This window comes from Rhodococcus sp. CH91 (genome assembly GCF_022554085.1).
In the GTDB taxonomy this organism is placed as follows: domain Bacteria; phylum Actinomycetota; class Actinomycetes; order Mycobacteriales; family Mycobacteriaceae; genus Rhodococcus.
Genome location: NZ_JAKFYR010000011.1, coordinates 1 through 23,609, shown reverse-complemented (window position 1 = coordinate 23,609; position 23,609 = coordinate 1). Strand labels below are relative to the sequence as shown.

21 protein-coding genes and 1 other RNA gene are annotated in these 23,609 nt (G+C 68.0%); 9 read left to right on the top strand and 13 right to left on the bottom strand.

Translation table 11 applies throughout. The features are described 5' to 3' along the window. The first annotated feature begins 3 nt into the window (after nt 1–3). Together MOM01_RS18835 and MOM01_RS18830 are read left to right on the top strand one after the other, a co-directional pair. On the top strand, nt 4–741 hold the full coding sequence (locus MOM01_RS18835) for a zinc ribbon domain-containing protein (RefSeq protein WP_241386972.1): 738 nt from the start codon (nt 4–6) through the stop codon (nt 739–741). Then, nucleotides 690–1,853 carry a bifunctional RNase H/acid phosphatase gene (locus tag MOM01_RS18830; protein WP_277609971.1) on the top strand — a complete coding sequence of 388 codons (1,164 nt, stop codon included), beginning with the start codon at nt 690–692 and terminating at the stop codon, nt 1,851–1,853. Before MOM01_RS18835 ends, MOM01_RS18830 begins: the two co-directional genes overlap by 52 nt. 115 nt (nt 1,854–1,968) lie before the next feature. Here MOM01_RS18830 and MOM01_RS18825 read toward each other — a convergent pair whose 3' ends face one another. Both MOM01_RS18825 and MOM01_RS18820 read right to left on the bottom strand, forming a co-directional pair. Continuing rightward, a complete protein-coding gene (locus MOM01_RS18825; RefSeq protein WP_241386970.1) occupies nt 1,969–3,225 on the bottom strand; it encodes a lipase family protein in 1,257 nt (418 codons plus the stop codon). 101 nt (nt 3,226–3,326) lie between these two features. Further along, a complete protein-coding gene (locus MOM01_RS18820) occupies nt 3,327–3,851 on the bottom strand; it encodes a DUF1697 domain-containing protein (protein ID WP_241386969.1) in 525 nt (174 codons plus the stop codon). A 55-nt stretch (nt 3,852–3,906) separates the two neighbouring features. On the opposite strand from MOM01_RS18820, the gene rnpB reads away from it, so the two are divergent. The 3 genes from rnpB (at nt 3,907) to MOM01_RS18805 (ending at nt 5,326) form a co-directional block, all read left to right on the top strand. Beyond that, an RNA gene (gene rnpB / locus MOM01_RS18815) (RNase P RNA component class A) lies at nt 3,907–4,317 on the top strand. A gap of 248 nt (nt 4,318–4,565) precedes the next feature. Further along, nucleotides 4,566–4,748 (top strand): hypothetical protein, encoded by a 183-nt coding sequence (locus MOM01_RS18810; protein ID WP_241386968.1) that lies wholly within the window; start codon nt 4,566–4,568, stop codon nt 4,746–4,748. Beyond that, nucleotides 4,733–5,326: a CHAP domain-containing protein gene (locus MOM01_RS18805; RefSeq protein ID WP_241386967.1), complete on the top strand. Its 594-nt coding sequence runs from the start codon at nt 4,733–4,735 to the stop codon at nt 5,324–5,326. The genes MOM01_RS18810 and MOM01_RS18805 overlap by 16 nt, the downstream gene beginning before the upstream one ends. Before the next feature lie 6 nt (nt 5,327–5,332). On the opposite strand, the gene pip is transcribed toward MOM01_RS18805, so the two are convergent. The 3 genes from pip to panB form a co-directional block, all read right to left on the bottom strand. After that, complete coding sequence (gene pip / locus MOM01_RS18800) at nt 5,333–6,292, bottom strand: prolyl aminopeptidase (RefSeq protein ID WP_241386966.1); 960 nt, start codon at nt 6,290–6,292, stop codon at nt 5,333–5,335. A 5-nt stretch (nt 6,293–6,297) separates the two neighbouring features. Beyond that, nucleotides 6,298–6,741, bottom strand: coding sequence for a hypothetical protein (locus MOM01_RS18795; protein WP_241387102.1), 444 nt, complete (start codon nt 6,739–6,741; stop codon nt 6,298–6,300). Nucleotides 6,742–6,875: 134 nt separating this feature from the next. Continuing rightward, nucleotides 6,876–7,736 (bottom strand): 3-methyl-2-oxobutanoate hydroxymethyltransferase, encoded by an 861-nt coding sequence (gene panB / locus MOM01_RS18790; RefSeq protein ID WP_241386965.1) that lies wholly within the window; start codon nt 7,734–7,736, stop codon nt 6,876–6,878. Between the two features lie 148 nt (nt 7,737–7,884). Between panB and MOM01_RS18785 the strand changes: the two genes are divergently transcribed. The 3 genes from MOM01_RS18785 to MOM01_RS18775 all read left to right on the top strand — a co-directional run bounded on the left by MOM01_RS18785 (nt 7,885) and on the right by MOM01_RS18775 (nt 13,887). After that, a complete protein-coding gene (locus MOM01_RS18785) occupies nt 7,885–9,438 on the top strand; it encodes an alpha/beta hydrolase (RefSeq protein ID WP_241386964.1) in 1,554 nt (517 codons plus the stop codon). An 85-nt stretch (nt 9,439–9,523) separates the two neighbouring features. Further along, on the top strand, nt 9,524–10,861 hold the full coding sequence (gene glnA / locus MOM01_RS18780; protein WP_241386963.1) for a type I glutamate--ammonia ligase: 1,338 nt from the start codon (nt 9,524–9,526) through the stop codon (nt 10,859–10,861). Nucleotides 10,862–10,878: 17 nt separating this feature from the next. Beyond that, on the top strand, nt 10,879–13,887 hold the full coding sequence (locus MOM01_RS18775) for a bifunctional [glutamine synthetase] adenylyltransferase/[glutamine synthetase]-adenylyl-L-tyrosine phosphorylase (protein WP_241386962.1): 3,009 nt from the start codon (nt 10,879–10,881) through the stop codon (nt 13,885–13,887). 21 nt (nt 13,888–13,908) lie between these two features. Here the strand turns inward: MOM01_RS18775 and MOM01_RS18770 are convergent, their stop codons facing one another. The 4 genes from MOM01_RS18770 to glnA (MOM01_RS18755) all read right to left on the bottom strand — a co-directional run bounded on the left by MOM01_RS18770 (nt 13,909) and on the right by glnA (MOM01_RS18755) (nt 18,811). After that, complete coding sequence (locus MOM01_RS18770; RefSeq protein WP_241386961.1) at nt 13,909–14,247, bottom strand: hypothetical protein; 339 nt, start codon at nt 14,245–14,247, stop codon at nt 13,909–13,911. Between the two features lie 235 nt (nt 14,248–14,482). Continuing rightward, complete coding sequence (gene katG, locus MOM01_RS18765; RefSeq protein ID WP_241386960.1) at nt 14,483–16,669, bottom strand: catalase/peroxidase HPI; 2,187 nt, start codon at nt 16,667–16,669, stop codon at nt 14,483–14,485. 18 nt (nt 16,670–16,687) lie between these two features. After that, entirely contained in the window at nt 16,688–17,146 is a 459-nt protein-coding gene (locus MOM01_RS18760) for a Fur family transcriptional regulator (RefSeq protein WP_241386959.1), read from the bottom strand. A gap of 228 nt (nt 17,147–17,374) precedes the next feature. Beyond that, nucleotides 17,375–18,811 carry a type I glutamate--ammonia ligase gene (gene glnA, locus MOM01_RS18755; protein ID WP_241386958.1) on the bottom strand — a complete coding sequence of 479 codons (1,437 nt, stop codon included), beginning with the start codon at nt 18,809–18,811 and terminating at the stop codon, nt 17,375–17,377. A 210-nt stretch (nt 18,812–19,021) separates the two neighbouring features. Between glnA (MOM01_RS18755) and MOM01_RS18750 the strand changes: the two genes are divergently transcribed. Continuing rightward, nucleotides 19,022–19,498, top strand: coding sequence for an RDD family protein (locus MOM01_RS18750; RefSeq protein ID WP_241386957.1), 477 nt, complete (start codon nt 19,022–19,024; stop codon nt 19,496–19,498). A gap of 77 nt (nt 19,499–19,575) precedes the next feature. Here MOM01_RS18750 and MOM01_RS18745 read toward each other — a convergent pair whose 3' ends face one another. The 4 genes from MOM01_RS18745 to sucB form a co-directional block, all read right to left on the bottom strand. Continuing rightward, nucleotides 19,576–20,316, bottom strand: a complete 741-nt coding sequence (locus tag MOM01_RS18745; protein WP_241386956.1) for a DUF4191 domain-containing protein — start codon at nt 20,314–20,316, stop codon at nt 19,576–19,578. Nucleotides 20,317–20,398: 82 nt separating this feature from the next. Further along, a complete protein-coding gene (lipA, locus tag MOM01_RS18740) occupies nt 20,399–21,409 on the bottom strand; it encodes a lipoyl synthase (RefSeq protein WP_241386955.1) in 1,011 nt (336 codons plus the stop codon). A gap of 54 nt (nt 21,410–21,463) precedes the next feature. Continuing rightward, nucleotides 21,464–22,243: a lipoyl(octanoyl) transferase LipB gene (lipB, locus tag MOM01_RS18735; protein ID WP_241386954.1), complete on the bottom strand. Its 780-nt coding sequence runs from the start codon at nt 22,241–22,243 to the stop codon at nt 21,464–21,466. Nucleotides 22,244–22,367: 124 nt separating this feature from the next. Then, nucleotides 22,368–23,609, bottom strand: a 1,242-nt coding sequence (gene sucB, locus MOM01_RS18730) for a 2-oxoglutarate dehydrogenase, E2 component, dihydrolipoamide succinyltransferase (RefSeq protein WP_241386953.1), incomplete at its 5' end; no start/stop codon positions are given.

Sequence of the window (23,609 nt, the reverse complement as noted above, 5' to 3'; positions counted from 1 at the left end):
CGAGTGAACGTCGAACCCACCGTGCAGGCCAAGCTGCTGTCCCTCGCCGCCGTGGACGCCGAGCTGAACCGCCTCGCACATCGCCGTCGGACACTGCCCGAACAGCAGGAGGTGGACCGCCTGCAGACCGAGCGCAACGCGCGCAAGGACGCCGCGGTGGCCGTCGAGATCATCCTCGACGACCTCGACCGGGACATCCGGAAGCTCGAGGGCGAGATCGAAGCCGTACGGATGCGGGCGGATCGCGATCGCTCGATGCTCCAGAGCGGATCGGTGGGATCCAAGCAGCTCACCGAACTGCAGCACGAACTGACCAGCCTCGAACGTCGCCAGGCGGCCCTCGAGGACGACCTGCTCGAGGTCATGGAGCGCCGCGAGGCGTCGAAGGCCGATCACGATCATGCCGGGGCACAGGTCTCGCAGATCGACGACCGGCTCGGCGACGCCACCCGGGCCCGCGACGAAGCCATCGCCGACATCGAGGTCGCCGAGCAGCGGTGCCGCAGCGACCGCGGCGCGCTGCTCGCGGTATTCCCCGACGAGCTGGTCGCGACCTACGAGAAGCAGCGCGAGAAGGCCGGAATCGGAGCGGCCGCGCTGCAGGGCCGCCGGTGCGGGGCGTGCCGGCTCGAACTCGACCGCGGAGAGATCGCCCGGATCACCGCCGCACCCGCCGACCTGCTCGTCCGATGCCCCGAGTGCGACGCGATCCTGGTTCGCACGAAGGACTCCACCCTGTGACGACGGTCGTCGTCGAGGCGGACGGCGGGTCGCGCGGCAATCCCGGACCCGCCGGTTACGGGGCGGTGGTCTTCGACGCCGACCACCGCACCGTTCTCGCGGAACGTCAGGCGAGCATCGGCCGCGCGACGAACAATGTCGCGGAATACAAGGGGCTGCTCGCCGGTCTCGCCGCCGCCGCGGAACTCGGCGCCGACGAAGTGCACGTCCGCATGGATTCCAAGCTCGTCGTCGAGCAGATGAGCGGGCGGTGGCAGGTCAAGCATCCCGACATGATCCCGCTGGCCACGGAGGCCCGCGCCCTGGCCGGCCGGTTCCGCCACGTCGACTTCACGTGGATCCCGCGCGCGGAGAATGCGTACGCCGATCGCCTGGCCAATGCCGCGATGGACGCCGCGGCGAACGTGGAGGAGGGGGAGACCGCCGCGGCCGGTGGTGCCACCGTGCCGCCCGTGCCCGATCCTGCCGTTCCCGTCTCACCGGGCTGGACCGGCGCGATCGGGTCACCGACCAGGTTGTTGCTGTTGCGGCACGGTCAGACCCCACTGTCGGTCGAGCGTCGCTATTCGGGGCGCGGCAATCCGCAACTGACCGAACTCGGCCGCGACCAGGCGGTCGCGGCGGCCCGGCGTCTGGCAGCGCGCGGCGGAGTCTCCGCGGTGCTGTCGTCACCGCTCGGACGCGCCCGTGAAACGGCTGCTGCCGCCGCCGACGCTCTCGACCTGCCCGTGAAGGTGCACGACGGGCTCATCGAGACCGATTTCGGCGACTGGGAGGGGCTCACCTTCGGCGAGGCCGCCCGCCGGGATCCGGACCTGCATCGGCGGTGGCTCGGGGACACCTCCGTGCGACCCCCGAACGGCGAGAGCTTCGACGAGGTGGGCAAGCGCATCGCCGCGGTGCGCGACGACCTGCTGGCCGACCATGCCGGCTCGACCGTGCTGGTGGTCTCGCATGTCACGCCGATCAAGACGTTCCTGCAGATGGCACTCGACGCCGGACCGTCGCTGCTCTACCGGCTGCATCTGGATCTGGCGTCGCTCAGCATCGCGGAGTTCTATCCCGACGGCGGGTCGTCGGTGCGGCTGGTGAACGACACCTCGCATCTGTAGTAGGTGCCGGCCGAAGAAAAAGTGGCCGCGCAGACATGTCGGGGGGTTGCCTGCGCGGCCACTCGCTAGGTGTATCGGGGCCCCGGGACGTGCGTTACACGTCCGCCGAGAATTTTCAGACCGGATCCGAGACGACGCAGCCGTCGCCCGCATCCTCGCCGGAGAACCGGTTGCCCATCCAGTCGAGCCCTTCCACCAGAGCCGGGAACATACCCATCAGATGGCTCGTCCCGGTCTTCGTGAACACGGGCGGCAGGTCGTAGCGTCGATAAGTGACATCGGCGCCGCCCGAGCACCACTTGTCCACCATCGTGTCGACTCCGTCGACGAGGACGAAGTCGTCGCCGGCGCTCTGGGCGACGAAGACCGGCACCGACGGAATCCGGTTGCCGAGTTGCTGCTCGGCGACCAGCGACGCCCATGGTTCCTCGCCGAGATGCGCAGCGATCGGACGGCCGTCGACCGTGTACGTCGAGGTCTGACCGAACGGATTCAGCGACAGCGCGTCGTAGACGCAGGCGGTCTCGGCGCGACGCAGGATGTCGAGCCCGGCGGGATCGAACGCGGCCAGCAGAGTCGGCGCGTGCTCGGGATAGGCCGCGACGAAACCGTTGACCACCCAGCCGATCCCGCCGGAGAGCAACGATCCGTCGCCGACCACGGCGAGGTCGGCGAGGTCGGCGGGGGGTGATCCGGCGACGGCGCCGACCACCGGTAGTTCGGGGGCGTAGGACGCGGCCAGTTCCGCCGCGGAGGCCGAGGCCATCCCGCCTTGCGAGTATCCCCAGAACGCGATCGGGCCGTCCGGAGCGAGACCGAGATGCTCCGCCGAGCGGGTGGCGCGCGCGAGATCGAGCATCGCCCGTCCCTGCGACTCGCGGTTGAGATAGGGGTGGACGCCGGGGGTGCCGAGCCCTTCGTAGTCGGTGACCGCGACGGCGTAACCGCGCGCGAGCATCGGGGCGATGTGGATGTACTCGTATTCCTGCCCGAAGGTCATGAGCTTCGACGGGGCGCACTGATCGCCCATGCCCTGCGTCCCCGGGCCGAGAACGACGGTGGGCCGGGCTCCGGGACCCGTCCACGCCTGCGTGGGGACGAGCACGGTGCCGACGACGGCGACGGGACCGCCCGTCGCCTTCGTGCTGCGGTACATCACCCGGGTGACCGTCGCGTCGAGCGCGGCCGGGGTGTGCGGGACGATCGCGGCGACCGAGGGTGCGGTGCGCAGGACCTCGCCCGGGCTCGCCGTCTCGAACGACGCAGGCGGCACGTAGAAGTCGGCGACGGGATCGGCCGCGGCACCGGATGGCGCTGTCGCGAGGAGAGCGACCGTTGCGACTGCAGCACACAGCCCTGGACCGATTCGCATTCCGCAGACCCCCTGCACCGCCGCCCTGTACGACCCCCGGAAGCTACCTGCACGGTGTGTGCGTGCGCAAGATCACGAACCGTTCGTGCCGCCGCGTCGTGTCACTGCCCGAGCAGCTTCCGGAGCGTCCTGGTGTTCCGTGTGGTCGTGACCGCCTTGTACTTCGCCGAGCCGGCCCGCCTGCCCACGGCGCTGTCGATCGTGCCGCCCTTCTCGACCTGCCAGTACAGGACTCCGTCACCGGTAGCGAGACATTCGACCTCCGGATCGAGCTCGCCGGGTGGCGCCGACAGGCTTTCGAGGGCTGCGGGGTCGGAGACGAAGACGACGTACGAGTGCCGGTCGTCCCGGTCCTCGAAGGGATACGCCTCCACGACACGTGCGAGACGGAACTGGTCGAGGACGAAAACGTAGGCCTCGTAACCGAACCGCGCGGTCAGGGCCGATTCGATCATCGGTTTCAGGGCGGTTGCGTCCTCCCCGGAATCGAACAGCACGTTGCCGGACGCGAGCACGGTGCGGACACCGCCGAAGCCCAGACCGTCGAAGACGTCCTTCAGATCGGCCATGCGGATGCGGATACCACCGACGTTGATTCCACGCAGCAGGGCTGCATAGCGGGTCATGGGAGCACCGTAGTTGGCGGCGGCGACATGCCGCGGGATAGTCTGATCGAGCGAACGAGTCGGCCGGGCGGCCGCGGAGCGGGGAACCGGCACCACACGGTGTCAGGCCCCGAATCGAGGAAAGTCCGGACTCCACAGAGCAGGGCGGTTGCTAACGGCAACCCGAGGTGACTCGCGGGACAGTGCCACAGAAAGCAGACCGCCTGCCGTCACACGGCAGGTAAGGGTGAAACGGTGCGGTAAGAGCGCACCAGCGCCCCGGGTGACCGGGGCGGCTAGGTAAACCCCGCCCGGAGCAAGGTTGAAGGTCGCATCGCGTGCGGTGCGGCTGCGCAGGTGTTCGAGGGCTGCTCGCCCGAGCCTGCGGGTGAACCGCTCGAGGTACCCGGCGACGGTGTGCCCAGATGGATGGTCGCCACCCCGCTTCGGCGGGGGACAGGATCCGGCTTACAGGCCGGCTCGTTCGCCTGCCGTATCCCGATCCCACCGCTGCGGTGGCTCCCCGGATGTCAGATCGGGTCGATGACCAGCAGATGCGCCCAGTACGAGGCCGCTTCCGGACCCAGCCAGGGCAGCAACGCGTCGTAGAGGATGTAGGACATTGCATGCTCCTTCGTTCGGACGTCGCGCACGTGTGTGCGGCCCGACAGTACCGCGCCACGCCCGCTTGCGGGATGCCCGCACACACGGGCGTTGTTCGGGCACACTGAGACCATGAGCGACGACGGCTGGTACTACGACGTGCGAACGGGAAAGGTCTCCCAGGGCAAGGATCCCCACGCCCTCAACCGCATGGGTCCCTATCCGGATCGGGAGACCGCGCAGCGGGCTCTGGACATCGCGGCGGAACGCAACAAGGCCGCCGACGCTGCCGACGACGAGTGGCGGAACGGCTGAGGCGGCCGTTCGCTGCCGTCCTCGCGGCCGCGGCGGCACTGGCCGTGGTCGTCGCCGTACTCGTGTGGTGGATCCTCCCGAGTCGCCTGTTCCCCTGGGACAGCGCGTCGTTCCCCGAGATCGACACCACCGCGTTGTCGCCGACGCAAGTGCGGATCGTCGAGCTGCTCGAGCAGCAGCACGAGGCACAGCATCCCGGAACGTACTACTCGGAAGGTGTCCGCGAACCGTGGTGCGCGGACTTCGTCAGCTGGATCATGCGCGAAGCCGGTGTGCCACTGGCGAATCCGCATTCGGGTCATTGGCGGATCCCGGGCGTGTACACGCTGCAGGAGTACTACGAGCAGGTCGGCCGGCACGAGCCCGCCGGGTCGGGATACCGCCCCGCCATCGGCGACGTGGTGCTCTACCACAACAGGATGGGTCTCGGTCAGCGCGAGCACACCAACATCGTCGTTGCGGTCGACGGCGACTCCGCGATCACTGTGGGCGGCAACGAGATGGGCAGGATCCGGGTGCACGAACTCGACCTGTCCGGTGACGACGCGGTAGTCGGTTTCGGGCGGCTGCCCGGCTGATCTCCGTCAGCGGAATCCGTCGGTCGCCTCGACGAGGTGATGGACGATTCCCGGTTCGCTCGCCGCGTGTCCCGCATCGTCCACGATGTGCAAGCGGGCAGTCGGCCACGCCCGATGCAGGTCGTAGGCGCTGCGCGCGGGGCACACCACGTCGTAGCGGCCCTGCACGATCACGCCGGGGATGTCGCGCAGACGATGGGCGTTGCTCAGCAACTCACCGTCCTCGAAGAATCCGCGGTGATGGAAGTAGTGGTTCTCGATGCGCGCGAAGGCCAGCGCGAAGCGGGGTTCGGCGGTCTCCGCGAGGCGCTCCGGGTCCGGCCGCAGCGCGCTCGTGGCACCCTCCCAGGTCGACCAGGCGATCGCCGCGGCCAGTGCGACATCCGGATCGGGGGAGTGCAGCAGGCGGTGATAGACGTCGACGGGATGCTCGCCCGGATCCGCCTCGGCGAGCGGCGCCCGGAATCGTGCCCAGGCCTCGGGGAACAGCTGACCGGCCCCGCCGTTGTAGTACCAGTCGATCTCGCTGCGCCGGAGCAGGAAGATCCCGCGCAGCACGAGTTCGGTGACGCTGTCGGGGTGCCGCTGTGCATATGCGAGTGCGAGGGTCGAGCCCCACGACCCACCGAAGACCATCCACCGCTCTACGCCGAGAAAGGTCCGGAGTCGCTCGATGTCGTCGACGAGGCGATCGGTGGTGTTGACCGACAGGTCCGCGCCGTCGGCCACGTGCGGTCGCGACCTGCCGCATCCACGCTGGTCGAACAACACGATCCGGTAGGCGGCCGGATCGAAGAAGCGCCGGTGCAGCGGCGCCGTGCCACCTCCGGGACCACCGTGGAGGAACACCACGGGCTTGCCGTCGGGATTGCCGCTGACCTCCCAGTACAGGTGCTGGCCGTCACCGACGTCGAGCATGCCCGTCTCACTGCATTCGATCGGCGGATACAGTTCGCGGTACGTCATGGCTGTCAGAACCCGACGAGACCCGACGCGAGATCCGGGATGTCGAGTCCGCGCACGGCTTCGTCCCGAACCTCGGGGCAGTGCGCGGACGTCGCCGCGTCGATCCGGTTCCGGTCGCCGGCGAGGGCGACGAGATCGACTCCGTTCGCGGCACCCCATTCGCCGACGAGGATGTTGAAGCCGCCGCGTCCGACCGAGGGGGTATAGGTGCGCCAGTTCGACAACTGGCTCTCCATCCGCGCGCACAGATCGGCGGTCTGCGCCTCGGTGAAGCCGCCGGCCCCGAGTTCCGGCGAGGAGGGTGCCGCCGCCGAGGTCGATTCCGTTGTCACCTGGGACTCGGTGGACGTGCCGGTCGGTGCCGGGTCCTGAGCCGGTGCGCACCCCACCAGGACGCCGGCGAGTGCGGCGACGACGGCGGTGGGGACGGGACTGAAGCGGATCTGCATGGACACCTCATGGGTTCGTACGTTCGGGTCGCGGTCGAGTCTGCCACCGATTCGGCGGGGGCCGGAGAAATGCGACGGGCACCACCGGACTCGCCGGTGGTGCCCGCCTCGGGAATGCTCGGGTGGGGGACCGCTCAGAAGGAGTGCTCGGGCCCCGGGAAGGTGCCCTGCGCGACCTCTGCCGCGTACTGCTCGGCTGCGCGGCGCAATTCGTCGCCGACCTGCCCGAACTTCTTGACGAACTTCGCGGTCTTGCCGCTGGTGTATCCGGCCATGTCCTGCCACACGAGCACCTGGGCGTCGCACTCGTTGCCCGCGCCGATGCCGACGGTGGGGATGCTCAGCTTGCGGGTGACCTGCCCGGCGAGCTCGGCCGGGACCATCTCCATCACGACGGAGAAGGCGCCTGCCTCCTGGACCGCGATCGCGTCCGCGACGAGTTGCTCGGCCCCGTCACCGCGGCCCTGCACGCGGAACCCGCCGAGGGTGTTCACGGACTGGGGTGTGAAACCGATGTGCGCCTGCACGGGAATGCCGGCAGCGGTGATCGCGGCGATCTGCGGCGCCATGCGTTCGCCGCCCTCGAGTTTGACCGCGTGCGCGCCGCCCTCCTTCATGAAGCGCACGGCGGTCGCGAGGGCCTGCTCCGGCGACGCCTCGTAGCTGCCGAACGGAAGGTCGGCGACGACCAGCGCGTGCGGGGCACCGCGCACGACGCCACGGACGAGGGGAAGGAGTTCGTCGACGGTCACCGGCACGGTGGTGTCGTAGCCGTAGACGACGTTCGCTGCGGAATCGCCCACCAGCAGGACGGGGATACCGGCCTCTTCGAAGATGCGGGCGGACGAGTAGTCGTACGCGGTCAACTCCGCCCAGCGACGGCCCTCGGCCTTCATCGCCTGCAGGTGGTGGACTCGCGTCTTGCGCTTGGGGGTGTCTGCGGGGGCCGCAGCGGACGCTGCGCCACCGTATACGGACGTCACGTTGTCGGACATCACTGTCCCTTTCTTCCTCGAGGCCCTCTGGGTCCCCGGGTCGGGTGATGACCGTCTCAGTCTGCCACCCGTTGCCGGGGGCACGAGCACCGGAGAGCGGTGCAATTGGTCACACCACCGGCCGGTTTCCGCTCCGTGGCAGGATCGGATGGTGCCCCGCCCCGCTCGCCTGCATGCCCGTCGTCTTCCGCTCCTGACACTCGTGGCGGCCGTCGTACTCACCGCGTGTGGTGACTCCACCGGCGACGAGCAGCACCATTCGACCGCTGGGGTGGTCCCGGGTCTCGAGCGGTTCTACGAACAGGACGTCGCGTGGGAGCCGTGCGACGACTACGGCGCGGACGGCGCGTATCTGGCTCGGCAGGACGTGGAGTGCGGGTACGTGGAGGTTCCACTCGACTACGCGGATCCGGAGGGTGAGCCGATCCGCCTGGCGGTCTCGCGACTGCCGGCGAGCGGTGAGCGCATCGGTTCGCTGCTGGTGAATCCCGGTGGACCCGGCGCCTCGGGGCTGTCCACCGCACTCGCGGCCGACGGGACCGCACTCGGCGAGCGCTTCGACGTGGTCGGTTTCGATCCGCGCGGGGTGGGAGCATCCGAACCGGCGGTGCGGTGCCGCACCGACGCCGAGTTCGACGACGACCGGGCACAGGACGACGGGGACACCAGTCCCGAAGGCATCGCCGCGACCGAGAAACGCAATCGTGAGTACGCGCAACTGTGCGCCGACCGCACCGGCACGGACCTGCTGGCCCACATCGGCTCCCGGGAGGTCGTGCAGGACATGGACATCCTGCGTGGTGTTCTCGGTGACGACGCCCTGACCTATCTCGGGTACTCCTACGGCACCCGGCTGGGCACTCTCTATGCCGAGGAGTTCCCCGGCCGGGTGCGGGCGATGGTGCTCGACGGTGCCATCGACCCCGAGCAGGATCCGGTCGAGGAGATCGTGCGGCAGGCGGAGGGCTTCCAGAAGGCGTTCGACGAGTTCGCGGCGTACTGCACCCGATATGCCGGGTGTCCGCTCGGAGACGATCCCGCGCAGGCCGCCGACCGGTTCCGGGACCTCGTCGATCCCCTGCTCGAGGCACCCGCCCCCACCACGGATCCGCGGGGATTGAGCCACCGGGACGCGATCACCGGCGTGCAGCAGGGGCTGTACTCGCCGACCCTGTGGGGCTCCCTGCGGGGTGGTCTGGATTCTCTGGCCCGCAGCGATACGGGCGACACGCTGCTGCAACTCGCCGATCTGTACGAAGGTCGCGGCGAGGACGGTGCGTACACCAACATCACCGACGCCTTCAACGCGATCCGCTGCGTCGACGACCCGCCGCTGACGGATCGTGCACTCGCCGGCGAACTCGACACCCGATTCCGTGCGGTGGCGCCCTTCCTGGACGACGGTCGTGGCACGGGAGCGGCAGCCCTGGACGTGTGCGCGTTCTGGCCGGTACCGGCCACCGGTGAGCCGCACGCTCCCGACGTCCGGGATCTGCCGCCCGTACTCGTCGTCTCGACGACCGGGGATCCGGCGACGCCCTACGCCGCCGGGGTCGAACTCGCCGACCGTCTCGGCGGTGTCCTGCTGACCTTCGAGGGGACTCAGCACACCGTGGCCCTGGACGGCAACGACTGCGTGGACAGCGCTGTGACCAGCTATCTTGTGGATCTGGCGGTACCCGCGAGCGACCCTCACTGCTGATCTGCGGCCGGTGTGAGCGACACGCCACGCGGATGGGTCCCCGGATGTAACACGGAATTAACGGATTGTGCCTAGTCTCGCGGGTATGGATCGCCAGAAGGAGTTCGTGCTCCGCACCCTCGAAGAGCGCGACATTCGGTTCGTGCGTCTGTGGTTCACCGACGTGGTCGGCACCCTCAAGTCGGTGGCGATCGCGCCCGCCGAACTCGAAGGCGCCTTCGAGGAGGGCATCGGCTTCGACGGCTCGGCCATCGAGGGATTCTCCCGCATCTCCGAGGCCGACATGGTCGCGCGACCCGACGCCACGACCTTCCAGGTTCTGCCCTGGGTCGACGACCGCGGTCACCAGTACTCCGCGCGGATGTTCTGCGACATCACGATGCCCGGCGGCACCCCGAGCTGGGCCGATCCCCGCCACGTGCTGCGCCGTCAGCTCAACAAGGCCTCCGATCTCGGCTTCAGCTGCTACGTGCATCCCGAGATCGAGTTCTTCCTCGTCGAGGACGGTCCGGAAGGGGCGGGTCCGGTGCCCGCCGACATGGGCGGCTATTTCGACCAGTCGGTGCACCGCTCGGCGCCGCACTTCCGCCGGCACGCCATCGACGCGCTCGAATCGATGGGCATCTCCGTCGAGTTCAGCCACCACGAGACCGCGCCCGGTCAGCAGGAGATCGACCTGCGCTACGCCGATGCGCTGTCCATGGCCGACAACGTGATGACCTTCCGCTACGTCGTCAAGGAGATCGCGATGCAGGAGGGTGTGCGGGCGACCTTCATGCCCAAGCCCTTCCGCGACCACGCCGGTTCGGCCATGCACACCCACATGTCGCTGTTCGAAGGCGAGACCAACGCCTTCCACGATCCGGACGATCCGCTGCAGCTCTCGACGACCGGCAAGGCGTTCATCGCCGGCATTCTCGAGCATGCCAACGAGATCAGCGCCGTCACCAACCAGTGGGTCAACTCCTACAAGCGTCTGGTGCACGGGGGAGAGGCACCGACCGCCGCGTGCTGGGGGCCGTCGAACCGGTCCGCGCTGGTCCGCGTCCCGATGTACACCCCGAACAAGGCGTCCTCTCGGCGCGTGGAGATCCGCACCCCCGATTCCGCGTGCAACCCCTATCTGACCTTCGCGCTGCTGCTCGCCGCGGGGCTGCGGGGCATCGAGAAGGGATACGAGCTCGCACCCGAGGCGGAGGACGACGTCTGGTCGCTGACATCGGCGGAGCGCCGCGCCATGGGCTACCGCGAACTGCCCACCGATCTCGATATCGCCCTGCGCGAGATGGAGAAATCCGAACTCGTGGCGGAAACTCTCGGCGAGCACGTCTTCGACTACTTCCTGCGCAACAAGTGGCGGGAATGGGAGAACTACCGCAGTCAGGTCACACCGTTCGAACTCGAACAGTATCTGGGGCTGTAAGCAACGAGGACCACGTAGTGAGACCGCCAAGCGCACGCTCGGTGATACCCGGGCCGGGCCGGCTCGGGCTCGTCGAGCCGACCGCGCCCGCCGAACTCGCTCAACTGGGATGGAACGACGCCGACAGCGTGGAACTGCTGTGGGCGTTGTCCCGTGCCCCGAATGCGGACCTGGCGTTGCGCACCCTTGCGCGACTGTCCGAATCTCTCGGTGAGGACTGGGCCGAACTGGACTCCGCCCTCCGCTCCGACACCGGGCTCCGAGGACGGCTGTTCGGCCTGTTCGGGGCGTCGGCTGCCTTCGGCGACCACGTCGTGGCCCATCCCGACCGCTGGAAGATGCTCGCGGGCACGGTCGTGCTGCCCGACAAGCACACCTTCACCGCCCGCATGCTCGACTGCGTCGACGCCGAGCCCGAGCCGGGTGGGCGCCCCGGCCGGCTGGTCCACCGGGCCGGACTCGTCGGTCCGCACGCGGTGGCCGCGCTGCGGACCACCTATCGCGATCAGCTCATGCTGATCGCCGCCGCGGATCTCGCCGCCGTGGTCGAGAACGAACCGGTCCTTCCGTATCTCGAGGTCGGTGCGTTGCTCGCGGATCTCGCCGACGCGGCCCTGACCGCGGCGCTCGCGGTGGCGGTGTCCACGGTCGTCCCCGAGGGGCCGTGCCCGGTCGACCTCGCAGTCGTCGCCATGGGTAAATGCGGTGCGCGCGAACTGAACTACGTCAGCGACGTCGACGTCGTGTTCGTCGCCGAACCCGCGGACGCCCGTGCCGCCCGGATCGCGGCCGAGATGATGCGCATCGGGTCGTCGGCGTTCTTCGACGTCGACGCCGCGTTGCGTCCGGAGGGTAAGCGCGGCGAACTCGTCCGCACCCTCGAATCCCATGTGGCGTACTACAACCGGTGGGCCAAGACCTGGGAGTTCCAGGCGCTGCTCAAGGCCCGGCCGATGACCGGCGATCTCGAACTCGGCCGGCGTTACGTCGATGCCCTGAGCCCGCTGGTGTGGACGGCCTCCGAACGCGAGGACTTCGTCCCGGACGTGCAGGCGATGCGCCGGCGGGTCGAGGAGATGGTGCCCCCGGAACTGCGTGAGCGCGAACTCAAACTCGGTCGCGGTAGTCTTCGTGACGTCGAATTCGCCGTGCAGTTGCTGCAACTCGTGCACGGACGCGTCGACGAATCGCTCCGCGTGCCCAACACCGTGGAAGCCCTGGGTGCTCTCGCGGACGGTGGCTATGTGGGACGCGACGACGCCGCGAACATGCGCGCGTCCTACGAGTTCCTCCGCCTCCTCGAACACCGCCTGCAACTACAGCGGCTCAAGCGGACCCACACCCTGCCGCCACCCGAGGACCGGGAGGCACTGCGGTGGCTCGCCCGCGCCGCGCACATTCGGCCGGACGGACGCAAGGACGCGCTCGGTGTCCTCGAATCGGAGATCAAACGCAACGCGTCGCGGATCCGCAAGTTGCATGCGCGCCTGTTCTATCGGCCGCTGCTCGACTCGGTCACCAAGCTCGACAAGGAAGCGCTGCGTCTGTCGCCGGACGCGGCCGTCCGTCAGCTCGCCGCTCTCGGGTACAACGCGCCGCAACACGCGATGGAACACCTCGCGGCGTTGTCGGGAGGCGCCTCCCGCAAGGCGCGGATCCAGGCGTTGCTGCTCCCGCAGTTGCTCGAATATCTGGGTGAGACAACGGACCCCGATGCGGGTCTGCTCGCCTACCGGCGCCTGTCCGAGGCGCTCTACGACACCGACTGGTTCCTGCGCGTCCTGCGCGACGAGCCGGCGGTGGCCGAACGCCTGATGACGGTACTCGGCTCGTCCGCCTACGTCGCCGACCTGCTCGTGAAATCACCCGAGGTCATCCGGCTGTACGCGGATGCGTCGACCGGTCCCCGGTTGCTCGAGGCGAACCCACCCGAGGTGGCGGGCGCGCTCGTCGCATCGTCGGCGCGCTACAGCGATCCCGCGCGGGCGATCGCTGCGGCACGCTCGCTCCGGCGAGCCGAGCTGGCGCGGGTCGCGAGCGCCGACATCCTCGGGATGCTCGACGTGCCCCAGGTGTGCCGGGCACTGTCCACGGTGTGGGCGGGTGTGCTCGAAGCCGCTCTCGATGCGGTGATCCGCGCATCCGAACAGTCGCGCGGGCCGGCCCCCGCCCGCATCGCCGTGATCGGGATGGGCCGGCTCGGGGGAGGCGAACTCGGATACGGCTCGGATGCGGACGTGCTGTTCGTGTGCGACCCGCTGCCGGATGCCGACGAGACCCAGGCCGTCAAGTGGGCGACGAGCATCGCCGAACAGGTGCGACGGTTGCTGGGCGCGCCGAGTACCGACCCGCCGCTCGAAGTCGATCTCGACCTGCGTCCGGAAGGCCGCAGCGGACCGCTGGTCCGCACATTCGCGTCCTACCGGGCCTACTACACGCAGTGGGCCGAGGTGTGGGAGGTGCAGGCCTTGCTCCGGGCGCACGCCGTCGCCGGAGATCCCGAGCTCGGCACGCGCTTTCTCCGGATGATCGATCCCGTGCGCTATCCCGAGGGAGGGGTGTCGCAGGAGGCCGTCCGGGAGATCCGGCGGATCAAGGCGCGCGTCGACTCGGAGAGACTGCCCCGCGGCGCCGATCCGGCCACCCATACGAAGCTCGGACGCGGCGGCCTCGCCGACATCGAGTGGACGGTGCAGCTGCTCCAGTTGCAGCACGCCCACGGCATCGGGTCGCTGCGCACCACCTCCACTCTGGAGGCGCTCGACGCCATCGGCGCCGCGGAACTGCTCAGCGCGACCGATGTCGAACTCCTGCGCGCCGCCTGGATCACCGCCACCGATGCGCGGAACTGTCTCGTGCTCGTGCGCGGCAAGCGAACCGATCAGCTCCCGGGGCCGGGCAGGTTGCTCGAAGCAGTGGCACGGGTGACGGGCTGGCGCGGTGAGGACGCGTCGGAGTTCCTCGACTACTACCTGCGAGTGACGCGCCGGGCACGGGCGGTTGTCGAGAGGGTCTTCTGGGATTAGCGGACCGGGGTCGCGGGTCGGTCAGTCGCAGAAGACCACGAGAGCGACTCCGCGCCAGACCTCCGTCTCCGTCTTGGTCCACTCGCTGTTCCCGGAGTCCCATTCCCATTCGTCCTCGACCTTGTATCCGCGGTCGCGTTGTTCGGTGACCCGGCAGTTCTTCAGCTTGTTGCCGGCACGATTGAGGATGACGTAGGGAATATCCGCCTCGGAGAGGGCGGTTTCGGCCTGTTCCTGGGACATACCGACGACCGAGAAGTCGCCGATTTCCGCTGCCGCGCTGCCGGCCAGCGCGATGCTCACGGGGACGGGGGAAAGCAGAGCGACGGCACAGGCCGCCGCAACGAGGGATCTACGCATGGTGGGCCTCCCGAGGAGACGAGTCGTCGAATACGGACTTCGCCGCATCTGTGCCCCCGAACGCAGATGTGACACATATCACCAACGCTGCGCCTTCACGGTACACCCGTGTGTAGTAAGGCTGTCCAGTCCGTTTCTCCCTCCTGCCGCGGCCTGCACGACGAAGCCACCCGCCGATCACGACGGGTGGCTCCGGTAAGGGATGTCCGGTGGCCCTCGCGAGCCACCGACGCACTCACTTCTTCAGGTCGAAGCGATCCAGGTTCATCACCTTCGTCCACGCTGCGACGAAGTCGCGGGCGAACTTCGGACCGGCATCGGCGGCCGCGTAGACCTCGGCGAGTGCCCGCAACTGCGAGTTCGCGCCGAACACGAGATCCACGGCGGTCGCGGTGTACTTGACCTGGTCCGTTCCGCGGGCCCGCCCCTCGTAGACACCCTCGCTCGACTCGGACACCTTCCACTCGGTCCCCATGTCGAGCAGATTGACGAAGAAATCGTTCGTCAGCGTCTCCGGCCGGTCGGTGAACACACCGTGCGTGCTGCCACCGTGGTTCGCTCCGAGGGCGCGGAGACCACCGACGAGCACCGTCATCTCGGGGGCCGTCAGCGTCAGCAGATTCGCACGTTCGAGGAACAGCTTCTCGGGCGGCAGCTTCTCGCCACCGCGCAGGTAGTTGCGGAACCCGTCGTGATGCTGCTCGAGCACCGCGAACGACTCGGTGTCGGTCCACTCCTGCGAGGCATCCGTGCGACCCGGCGCGAACGGAACGGTGACGTCGTACCCGGCATCCCTGGCGGCCTTCTCCACCGCCGCGCTACCGGCGAGCACGATCAGATCCGCCAGCGAGATCTTCTTGTTCCCACCGGCCGAGCTGTTGAACTGCTCCTGAATGCCTTCGAGGGTCTGCAGCACCTGCGCGAGCTGCTCGGGTTCGTTGACCTCCCAGTTCTTCTGCGGCTCGAGCCGTATCCGCGCGCCGTTCGCCCCGCCGCGCTTGTCGGTACCGCGGAAACTTGCGGCTGCCGCCCATGCCGTCGCGACGAGTTGTGGAACGGTCACCCCCGACTCGAGGATCGTGTTCTTGAGCGAGGCGATGTCGCTGTCGTCGACCAGTTCGTGATCGACGTCCGGGACCGGGTCCTGCCAGATCTGGGGTTCCGGTATCCACGGACCGCGATACCGGGAGATCGGACCCATGTCGCGGTGCAGCAGCTTGAACCACGCCTTGGCGAACTCCTGCTCGAGCTCCTCGGGGTGATCGAGCCACCGTCGAGTGATCTCCCCGTAGATCGGGTCGTAGCGCAGGGCGAGGTCGCTCGTGAGCATCGCGGGAGAGTGCTTCTTCGAGGGATCCTGCGCATCGGGAACGGTGCCGGCTCCGCCGTTGTCCTTCGGCGTCCACTGCCACGCTCCGGCCGGGCTCTTGGTCTTCTCCCACTCGAAGGCGTAGAGCGTTTCGAGGAAGGTGTTGTCCCACTTCGTCGGAGTCGGCGTCCACGTGACCTCGAGGCCACTGGTGATGGTGTCGGAACCGACACCCGTGCCGTACGAGTTCTTCCAGCCGAGCCCCTGCTGTTCGAGCGGTGCGGCCTCGGGCTCGGGGCCGAGATTGTCGGCCGGCGCGGCACCGTGCGTCTTGCCGACGGTGTGTCCGCCGACGATCAGGGCAGCGGTCTCGATGTCGTTCATCGCCATCCGCTTGAACGTCTCGCGGATGTCGCGGCCGGAGGCGAGAATCTCCGGGTTCCCGTTGGGGCCTTCGGGATTGACGTAGATCAGGCCCATCTGCACAGCGCCGAGCGGCCCCTCGAGTTCGCGCTCGCCGGCATACCGCTCGTCGCCGAGCCAGGTGTCCTCCGGGCCCCAGAAGACCTCGTCGGGCTCCCAGATGTCCTCGCGGCCGAAGGCGAAGCCCATGGTCTTGAAACCCATGGACTCGTAGGCACAGTTGCCGGCGAAGACCAGCAGATCGGCCCACGACAGGGCGCGACCGTACTTCTGCTTGATCGGCCAGAGCAGACGACGGGCCTTGTCGAGGCTCACGTTGTCAGGCCAGCTGTTGAGCGGAGCGAAACGCTGCGCGCCCTTGCCACCACCGCCGCGGCCGTCCGCGATGCGGTAGGTGCCGGCGGAATGCCAGCTCATCCGGATGAACAGCCCGCCGTAATGACCGAAGTCTGCCGGCCACCAATCCTGCGAGTCCGTCATCAGGTCGAAGAGATCCTGACGGAGCGCTTCGACGTCGAGTTTCTCGAACTCCTTCGAGTAGTCGAAGCCGGGTTCCATCGGATTGGCCAACGGTGAATGCGTATGCAGCACCGTCAGATCCAGCTGATCCGGCCACCAGTCCTGGTTGGTCCTGGGTCGATGTGGGGAGGCCGTGGGGGAGGGGACTGCCGGGTTTTCGCTTTCGGACACTGCGCTTTTCCTTCCGGATCAGTGGATCGGACCGATTCTGGGCTGTGGTCGTAGGTCTTCTGTCGAGCAGTCGCGACACAGACCCCAGAAGACGACATCCGCCTCGTCGAGGTCGAAGCCTGCATCGTCGGGCGGCGAGAGGCAGCGCGTGTCGCCGAGGGTGTGCTCGACGTCCGAGATGGTGGCGCAGGACCGGCAGACGAGATGGTGATGGCTGTCGCCGACACGCACTTCGTATCGTGCGTGGAAACCCGCGGGTTCGATTCGACGGAGAAGCCCACCTGCTGTCAGTGCGTGGAGGACGTCGTACACGGTGTGCCGGGCGATGCCGGGAAGGACGGTTCCGACCGCTCCGAAGATGCGATCGGCGTCGGCGTGCGGGTGCTCGAGCGCTGCTTCGAGCACCGCCAGACGCTGTCGGGTCACGCGAAGACCGGCTGCGCGTAACCGCTCGGGGAAATCCCGCGTCGAGGGCACGTGCCCACTATGGACTACTTTTCTGGAGTCGGTCGCGATTTCGACGGATCAGCCGGTGAACGAACGGTTTTCGCATGTCGACAGGGCTCACCGGTGCTGTGGCGGCCGTGAATCACGGTGCCGCGTACCGTGTGGTGCGACCGGGGGTGAAACGACATCGGTCCGTTCGCCCCGACCGGGCGAACGGACCGATGTTCCGAAGGTCGACGACCTACGCGACTACGCGACTCAGCAGTCGAAGTACAGCTGGAACTCGTAGGGGTGCGGACGCAGGTTGACCGGTGCGATCTCCTGCTCGCGCTTCAGCGAGATCCAGGTCTCGATGAGGTCGCTGGTGAAGACGCCACCCTCGGTCAGGTACTCGTGGTCGCGCTCGAGGTTGTCGATGACAGCCGACAGGCTCGTGGGGGCCTGCGGGATGTTCTTCGCCTCCTCCGGCGGAAGCTCGTAGAGGTCCTTGTCGACCGGAGCGAGCGGCTCGATCTTGTTCTTGATGCCGTCGAGGCCGGCCATCATCTGCGCGGCGAAGTTCAGGTAGGGGTTACCCGAGGAGTCCGGTGCGCGGAACTCGAGGCGCTTGGCCTTCGGGTTGTTGCCCGTGATCGGGATACGCACGGCGGCCGAACGGTTGCGCTGGCTGTAGACCAGGTTGATCGGAGCCTCGTAGCCCGGCACCAGACGGTGGTACGAGTTGATCGTCGGGTTGGTGAAGGCGAGCAGCGACGGTGCGTGATGCAGGATGCCGCCGATGTACCAGCGTGCGACGTCGGACAGGCCTGCGTAGCCGGACTCGTCGTGGAACAGCGGCTTGCCGTCCTTCCACAGCGACTGGTGGACGTGCATGCCCGAACCGTTGTCGCCGAACAGCGGCTTCGGCATGAAGGTGACGGTCTTGCCGGCCTTCCACGCCGTGTTCTTGACGATGTACTTGAACAGCTGCAGGTCGTCGGCTGCGGCGAGCAGGGTGTTGAACTTGTAGTTGATCTCGGCCTGACCGCCGGTGCCCACCTCGTGGTGGCCGCGCTCGAGCTCGAAGCCTGCGTTCTGCAGGTTGGTGGCGATCTCGTCGCGGAGGTCGACGTAGTGGTCGTACGGCGCGACCGGGAAGTAGCCACCCTTCGCGCGAACCTTGTAGCCGCGGTTCGGGGTGCCGTCGGGGTTGTACTCCGCGCCGGTGTTCCACGAGCCCGAGATCGCGTCGATCTCGTAGAAGGCGCCGTTCATCTTCGAGTCGTATGCGATGGAGTCGAAGATGTAGAACTCGGCCTCGGCACCGAAGAAGGCGGTGTCGGCGATACCGGTGCTGATCAGGTATTCCTCGGCCTTACGGGCGACATTGCGGGGGTCGCGCGAGTAGGACTCACGGGTGAAGGGGTCGTGGACGAAGAAGTTGACGTTCAGCGTCTTGGCAGCACGGAAGGGATCGACGCGGGCGGTGGTGACGTCGGGCAGCAGCAGCATGTCCGACTCGTGGATCGACTGGAATCCCCGCACGGAGGACCCGTCGAACGCCAGGCCGTCGTCGAAGACATCCTGGGTGAACGCCTTCGCAGGGATCGAGAAGTGCTGCTCGATGCCGGGCAGGTCCGTAAAGCGGATATCGACGTATTCGATGTTCTCGTCCGCGATGTACTTGATGACCTCTTCGGCCGTGGTGAACGCCACGCTAGTGCTCCTTCAGTCGGTGCGCGCCATGGTGTGCTGGGCGCCTGCGTCGGATCAGACGTTATGGATCTGGTGTTGCCCGTCCATCAAGCCTATGTTTCGCGGGTGTTACACATGCCTTCGCCCTGCTGTGAGGTCGAAAAGGTGGTATAAGTCACCGCGGAGACACGGGTCGGCGCTGGTCCGCACGAGAGAGCTTATCCTGGTCGTATGGCACGAATGACGGGCAGTTGGCTTTCCGGACCCGCTGCGGCGCTCCCCAAGGGACTCGAGCAGGAACAGGACTATCCGGGCCAGCTGCTCGGTCTCCCGGAGCACGGCCCCGGATCCCTCCCGGCCACGACCCGCCGCGCGTTCGCCCTCGCGATCGACTGGCTGATGTCGATGGCCATCGCGGCCGGCATCGTGGGGAACAACCCGCTCGAGAGTCCGCTCCTGTCCGCCTACACCCTCATCGTCTGGTCCGTGGTGGGCATCGGCTGCGTGACCCTGTTCTCGTTCACCCCCGGACAGTTCGTCGCCGGACTGCAGGTGATCCGCGTGGATGCCCCGGTGCGAGTGGGTATCGTGCGCGCTCTGGCACGGCAGGCGCTGCTGGTGTTCATCGCGCCCGCCCTCGTCACCGATATCGACGGACGGGGCCTGCAGGACCGTGTCACCGGCACCGCGGTCGTCCGGTCGCGCTGACCCCGCCGGTAACCGGGCTGCACCGAAGGCCGCGTTTCTCTTCCGAGGAACGCGGCCTTCGACGTGCTACCGGAAGTTCAGCGGCGGCGGATGGTCCGCTGGACGCTGCGCATCTTCGCGCCGGCGGGAAGCGGGCCCTTGGGCACGGCGGGACCCGACTTCTTCGAACTCAGAGCCGACAGCCGTCCCTCGATGGTGTCCATCCGCTTGGTGTCGATGTTGCGGGGCAGCTTGTTCAGGCGCTTCTGCAGCTGCGACAGAGGAACCTGACCCTCGTCGTTGCCCACGACGAACTCGTAGATCGGGGTGTCGCCGACGAGACGCGCGACCCGCTTCTTCTCCTGCGCCATCAGGCCTCGCACACGACCGGGGTTGCCCTCGCCGATGAGAATGACACCGGGGCGGCCGATCACGCGGTGCACCGCGTCGAGCTGGGTGGTGCCGGCGACCGCCTGGGTCACGCGCCACGCGCCCTGCAGATTGTCCAGTGCCCACGCCGCCGCGCCGGCTTGCCCGTCGGCCTTGGCGTACACACTCTTCTGCACGCGGCGACCGAAGATGATGAAGGCCGCGAGGACACCCACGAGAATGCCGATGGGCAACAGGAACCACTCGATGCCGAAGATCAGGCCGACGACGAAGAACACCACGATCGAAGCGACGAGGGCGCCGATCATCCACGGCAGGAGAAGCTTGTCCTCCTTGCGCTGGATCTGGAACGCCTGCCACAGCTGAGTGCGACGCTCCTTCGACGCCTGCTTCCGCGCGGCCTTGGCCGCTGCCTTCGCTTCCTTGTCGTTCTTACTGCCCTTCGCCATGCACTCAAGGATACGGCCCCGGTGACGGCGCACTTACCACCACCGGGGCCGTGACGACCTGCCGCGACGAGCGGCCGAAAGGTCAGTTGCCGAAGCGCGCGAGCACCGCACCCGCTTCCTGGGAGGCGGTGCCTTCCTCGGCGAGATGTGCTTGATCGGCGGGAAGCTCACGACCGTGGTGGGCCATCGCCTGGGCGTAGAGGCGACCGGCACGGTACGACGAACGCACCAGCGGTCCGGCCATCACACCGGCGAACCCGATCTCGCGGGCCGCCTCCGAATGGTCGACGAACTCCTGCGGCTTGACCCACCGCTCGACCGGATGGTGCAGCGGCGACGGACGCAGATACTGGGTGATCGTGATGATGTCGCATCCGGCGTCGTGCAGGTCGTGCAGCGCGGCGGTGACCTCCTCGGGCGTCTCACCCATACCGAGGATGAGATTCGACTTGGTGACCAGACCGAAATCGCGGGCCTGCCGGATCACGTCGAGGGAGCGCTCGTAGCGGAAGGCCGGGCGGATGCGCTTGAAGATGCGCGGCACGGTCTCGACGTTGTGCGCGAGCACCTCCGGACGCGACTCGAAGACCTCCTGCAGGAGGTCGGGCTTGCCGTTGAAGTCGGGGATGAGGTTCTCGACGCCCGTGCCGGGATTGAGGGCGTGGATCTGCTTCACCGTCTCGGCGTACAGCCACGCACCACCGTCGGGCAGGTCGTCGCGGGCGACACCGGTGATGGTGGAATACCGCAGACCCATCGAACGAACGGATTCGGCGACCCGGCGCGGCTCGTCGCGGTCGAGCGCGGCCGGCTTACCCGTGTCGATCTGGCAGAAGTCGCAGCGCCGCGTGCACTGCTCGCCACCGATGAGGAAGGTCGCTTCCCGGTCTTCCCAGCACTCGTAGATGTTGGGGCAGCCGGCCTCCTCGCACACCGTGTGCAGACCTTCGCGTCGCACCAGGCCTTTGAGGTCGGTGTACTCCGGGCCCATCTTCGCCCGGGTCCTGATCCAGTTGGGTTTGCGTTCGATCGGCGTCTGCGCGTTTCGGGTCTCGATCCGCAGCAGCTTGCGTCCTTCTGGGGCCACAGTCACGTACCCGATCGTACGCCGCCGGTCCGGCCCGGATCCGGCCGGTGCGGCCGACGCTCAGAACCGGTGCGTCGTGAATTCGGGAGCGGAGGAGGGAATTCCGGATGCACCGACCGCCTGCTCGAAGGTCACGCGGTCGATATCGCACTCCGTCACGGGGATTCGACCGTCGAGGGCATCGATCACCGCGTCCACGACCGCGGGCGTCACCTCGTCGACGGTGACCTCGCGTCCGAGTTCGCCGGTCAGCGATGCGACTCCGGCGTCCCGGATGCCGCACGGGACGATCGCGTCGAAGGCATCCAGAGCCGAATTGCAGTTGAGTGAGAAGCCGTGCATCGCGACCCCGCGCTGCACGCGGATACCGATCGCGGCGATCTTCCGCTCGGGCAGCCACTGCCCGTCGCGGAGCTCGGCGGGAAGCCAGACGCCGGAACGTCCCTCCACACGGCCGCACACGAGACCCATGTCGGTGCAGACCCGGATCAGGGCCTGCTCGATGCGGCGCACGTATCCGACGACGTCGATGGGCTCGGCGAGCTTGACGATGGGGTATCCGACGAGCTGACCCGGTCCGTGCCAGGTGATCTTGCCGCCGCGGTCGACGTCGATGACCGGGGTGCCGTCGGTGGGGCGGTCGCCCTCCTCCGTCCGGCGTCCGGCCGTGTACACGGCCGGATGCTCGAGCAGCAGCAGGGTGTCGGTACCGATGCCGTCGGCGCGCTCGTTCGCGAGCTCTCGTTGCTTCTCCCAGGCCTCGAGATATCCGATCGTTCCGAGACGTGCGACGGCGACGGGAGCCGAATCGGAACGGGCGGAAGACGAGGGATTACTCATGTTTCAGAACTCTACGCCGCAGCCTCGAGGCGGGCAGCAGGGTAGTGCGCGAACGCCGGCGGGGGCACCACCTGACCGGTGATGCCCCCGCGCGGATGTCCGGATCGGTGCCGGTGTTCCGGAACTACAGTCCCAGCTCGGCCTCGAAGGCACCCTCCTCGAGACGATGCTTGATCGTCTTGAGGAAGCGACCCGCGTCGGCACCGTCGATCAGCCGGTGATCGTAGGTGAGCGGCAGGTAGCACATCGACCGCACACCGATCGACTCGTTACCGGTCTCGTCGTTCACCACGACGGGGCGCTTGACGATCGCACCGGTACCGAGCATCGCAGCCTGCGGCGGCACGAGGATCGGGGTGTCGAACAACGCGCCCTGGCTGCCGATGTTGGTGATGGTGAAGGTGCCACCGGCCAGCTCGTCCGGCTTGAGGCCGCCCTTGCGGGCACGCTCGGCGATGTCGGCGATCGCGCGGGCGAGTTCGGCCAGCGAGAGATCGCCGGCGTTGTGGATCACCGGGGAGAGCAGACCCTGCTCGGTGTCCACGGCGATACCGAGATGCTCGGCCGCGTGGTAGGTGATCTCCTTCTTGCTGTCGTCGTAGGAGGCGTTGACGTTCGGGTGCACACGCAGTGCTTCGACGACGGCCTTCGCGAAGAACGGCAGGAAGGTGAGATTGACGCCCTCTCGCTCGGAGAACGACTTCTTCGCCTGTGCGCGGAGCTGGGCGATCTTGGTGACGTCGACCTCGAAGGTCTGGGTGAGCTGCGCGGTGGTCTGCAGCGACTCGAGGGTCTTCTTCGCCGTGATCTGACGGATGCGGTTGACCTTCTGGGTCGTTCCGCGCAGCTTGGCGAGCTCGGGACGGACACCCGGAGCCGGACCGGCAGGAGCCGCGGTCTTCTGCTCGGCAGCGACGGCGGGCTTGTCACCCTCGGCGGCAGCGAGGACGTCCTGCTTGCGGATACGGCCACCGACACCGGTGCCCTTCACCGTGGACAGGTCGACGCCGTGCTGCGAGGCGAGCTTCCGGACGAGCGGGGTGACGTACGGCGTCGAACCGCTCGGCTGGGTCTGCTGTGCGGCAGGCTTCGGTGCGGGCGCCGGAGCGGACTGCTCGACCTTCGGTGCGGACTGCTGCGCCTGCGGCTTCGGTGCGGACTGCGGCGCCTGCGGCTTCGGTGCGGACTGCGGCGCCTGCGGCTTCGGTGCGGACTGCGGCGCCTGCGGCTTCGGTGCGGACTGCTGCGCCTGCGGCTTCGGTGCAGGCTTCTCCTCCGCAGCGGGCTTCGGTGCAGGCTTCTCCTCCGCAGCGGGCTTCGGAGCCGGTGCCTCCTGCTGAGCGGGCTGCTCGGCGGGTGCTTCGCT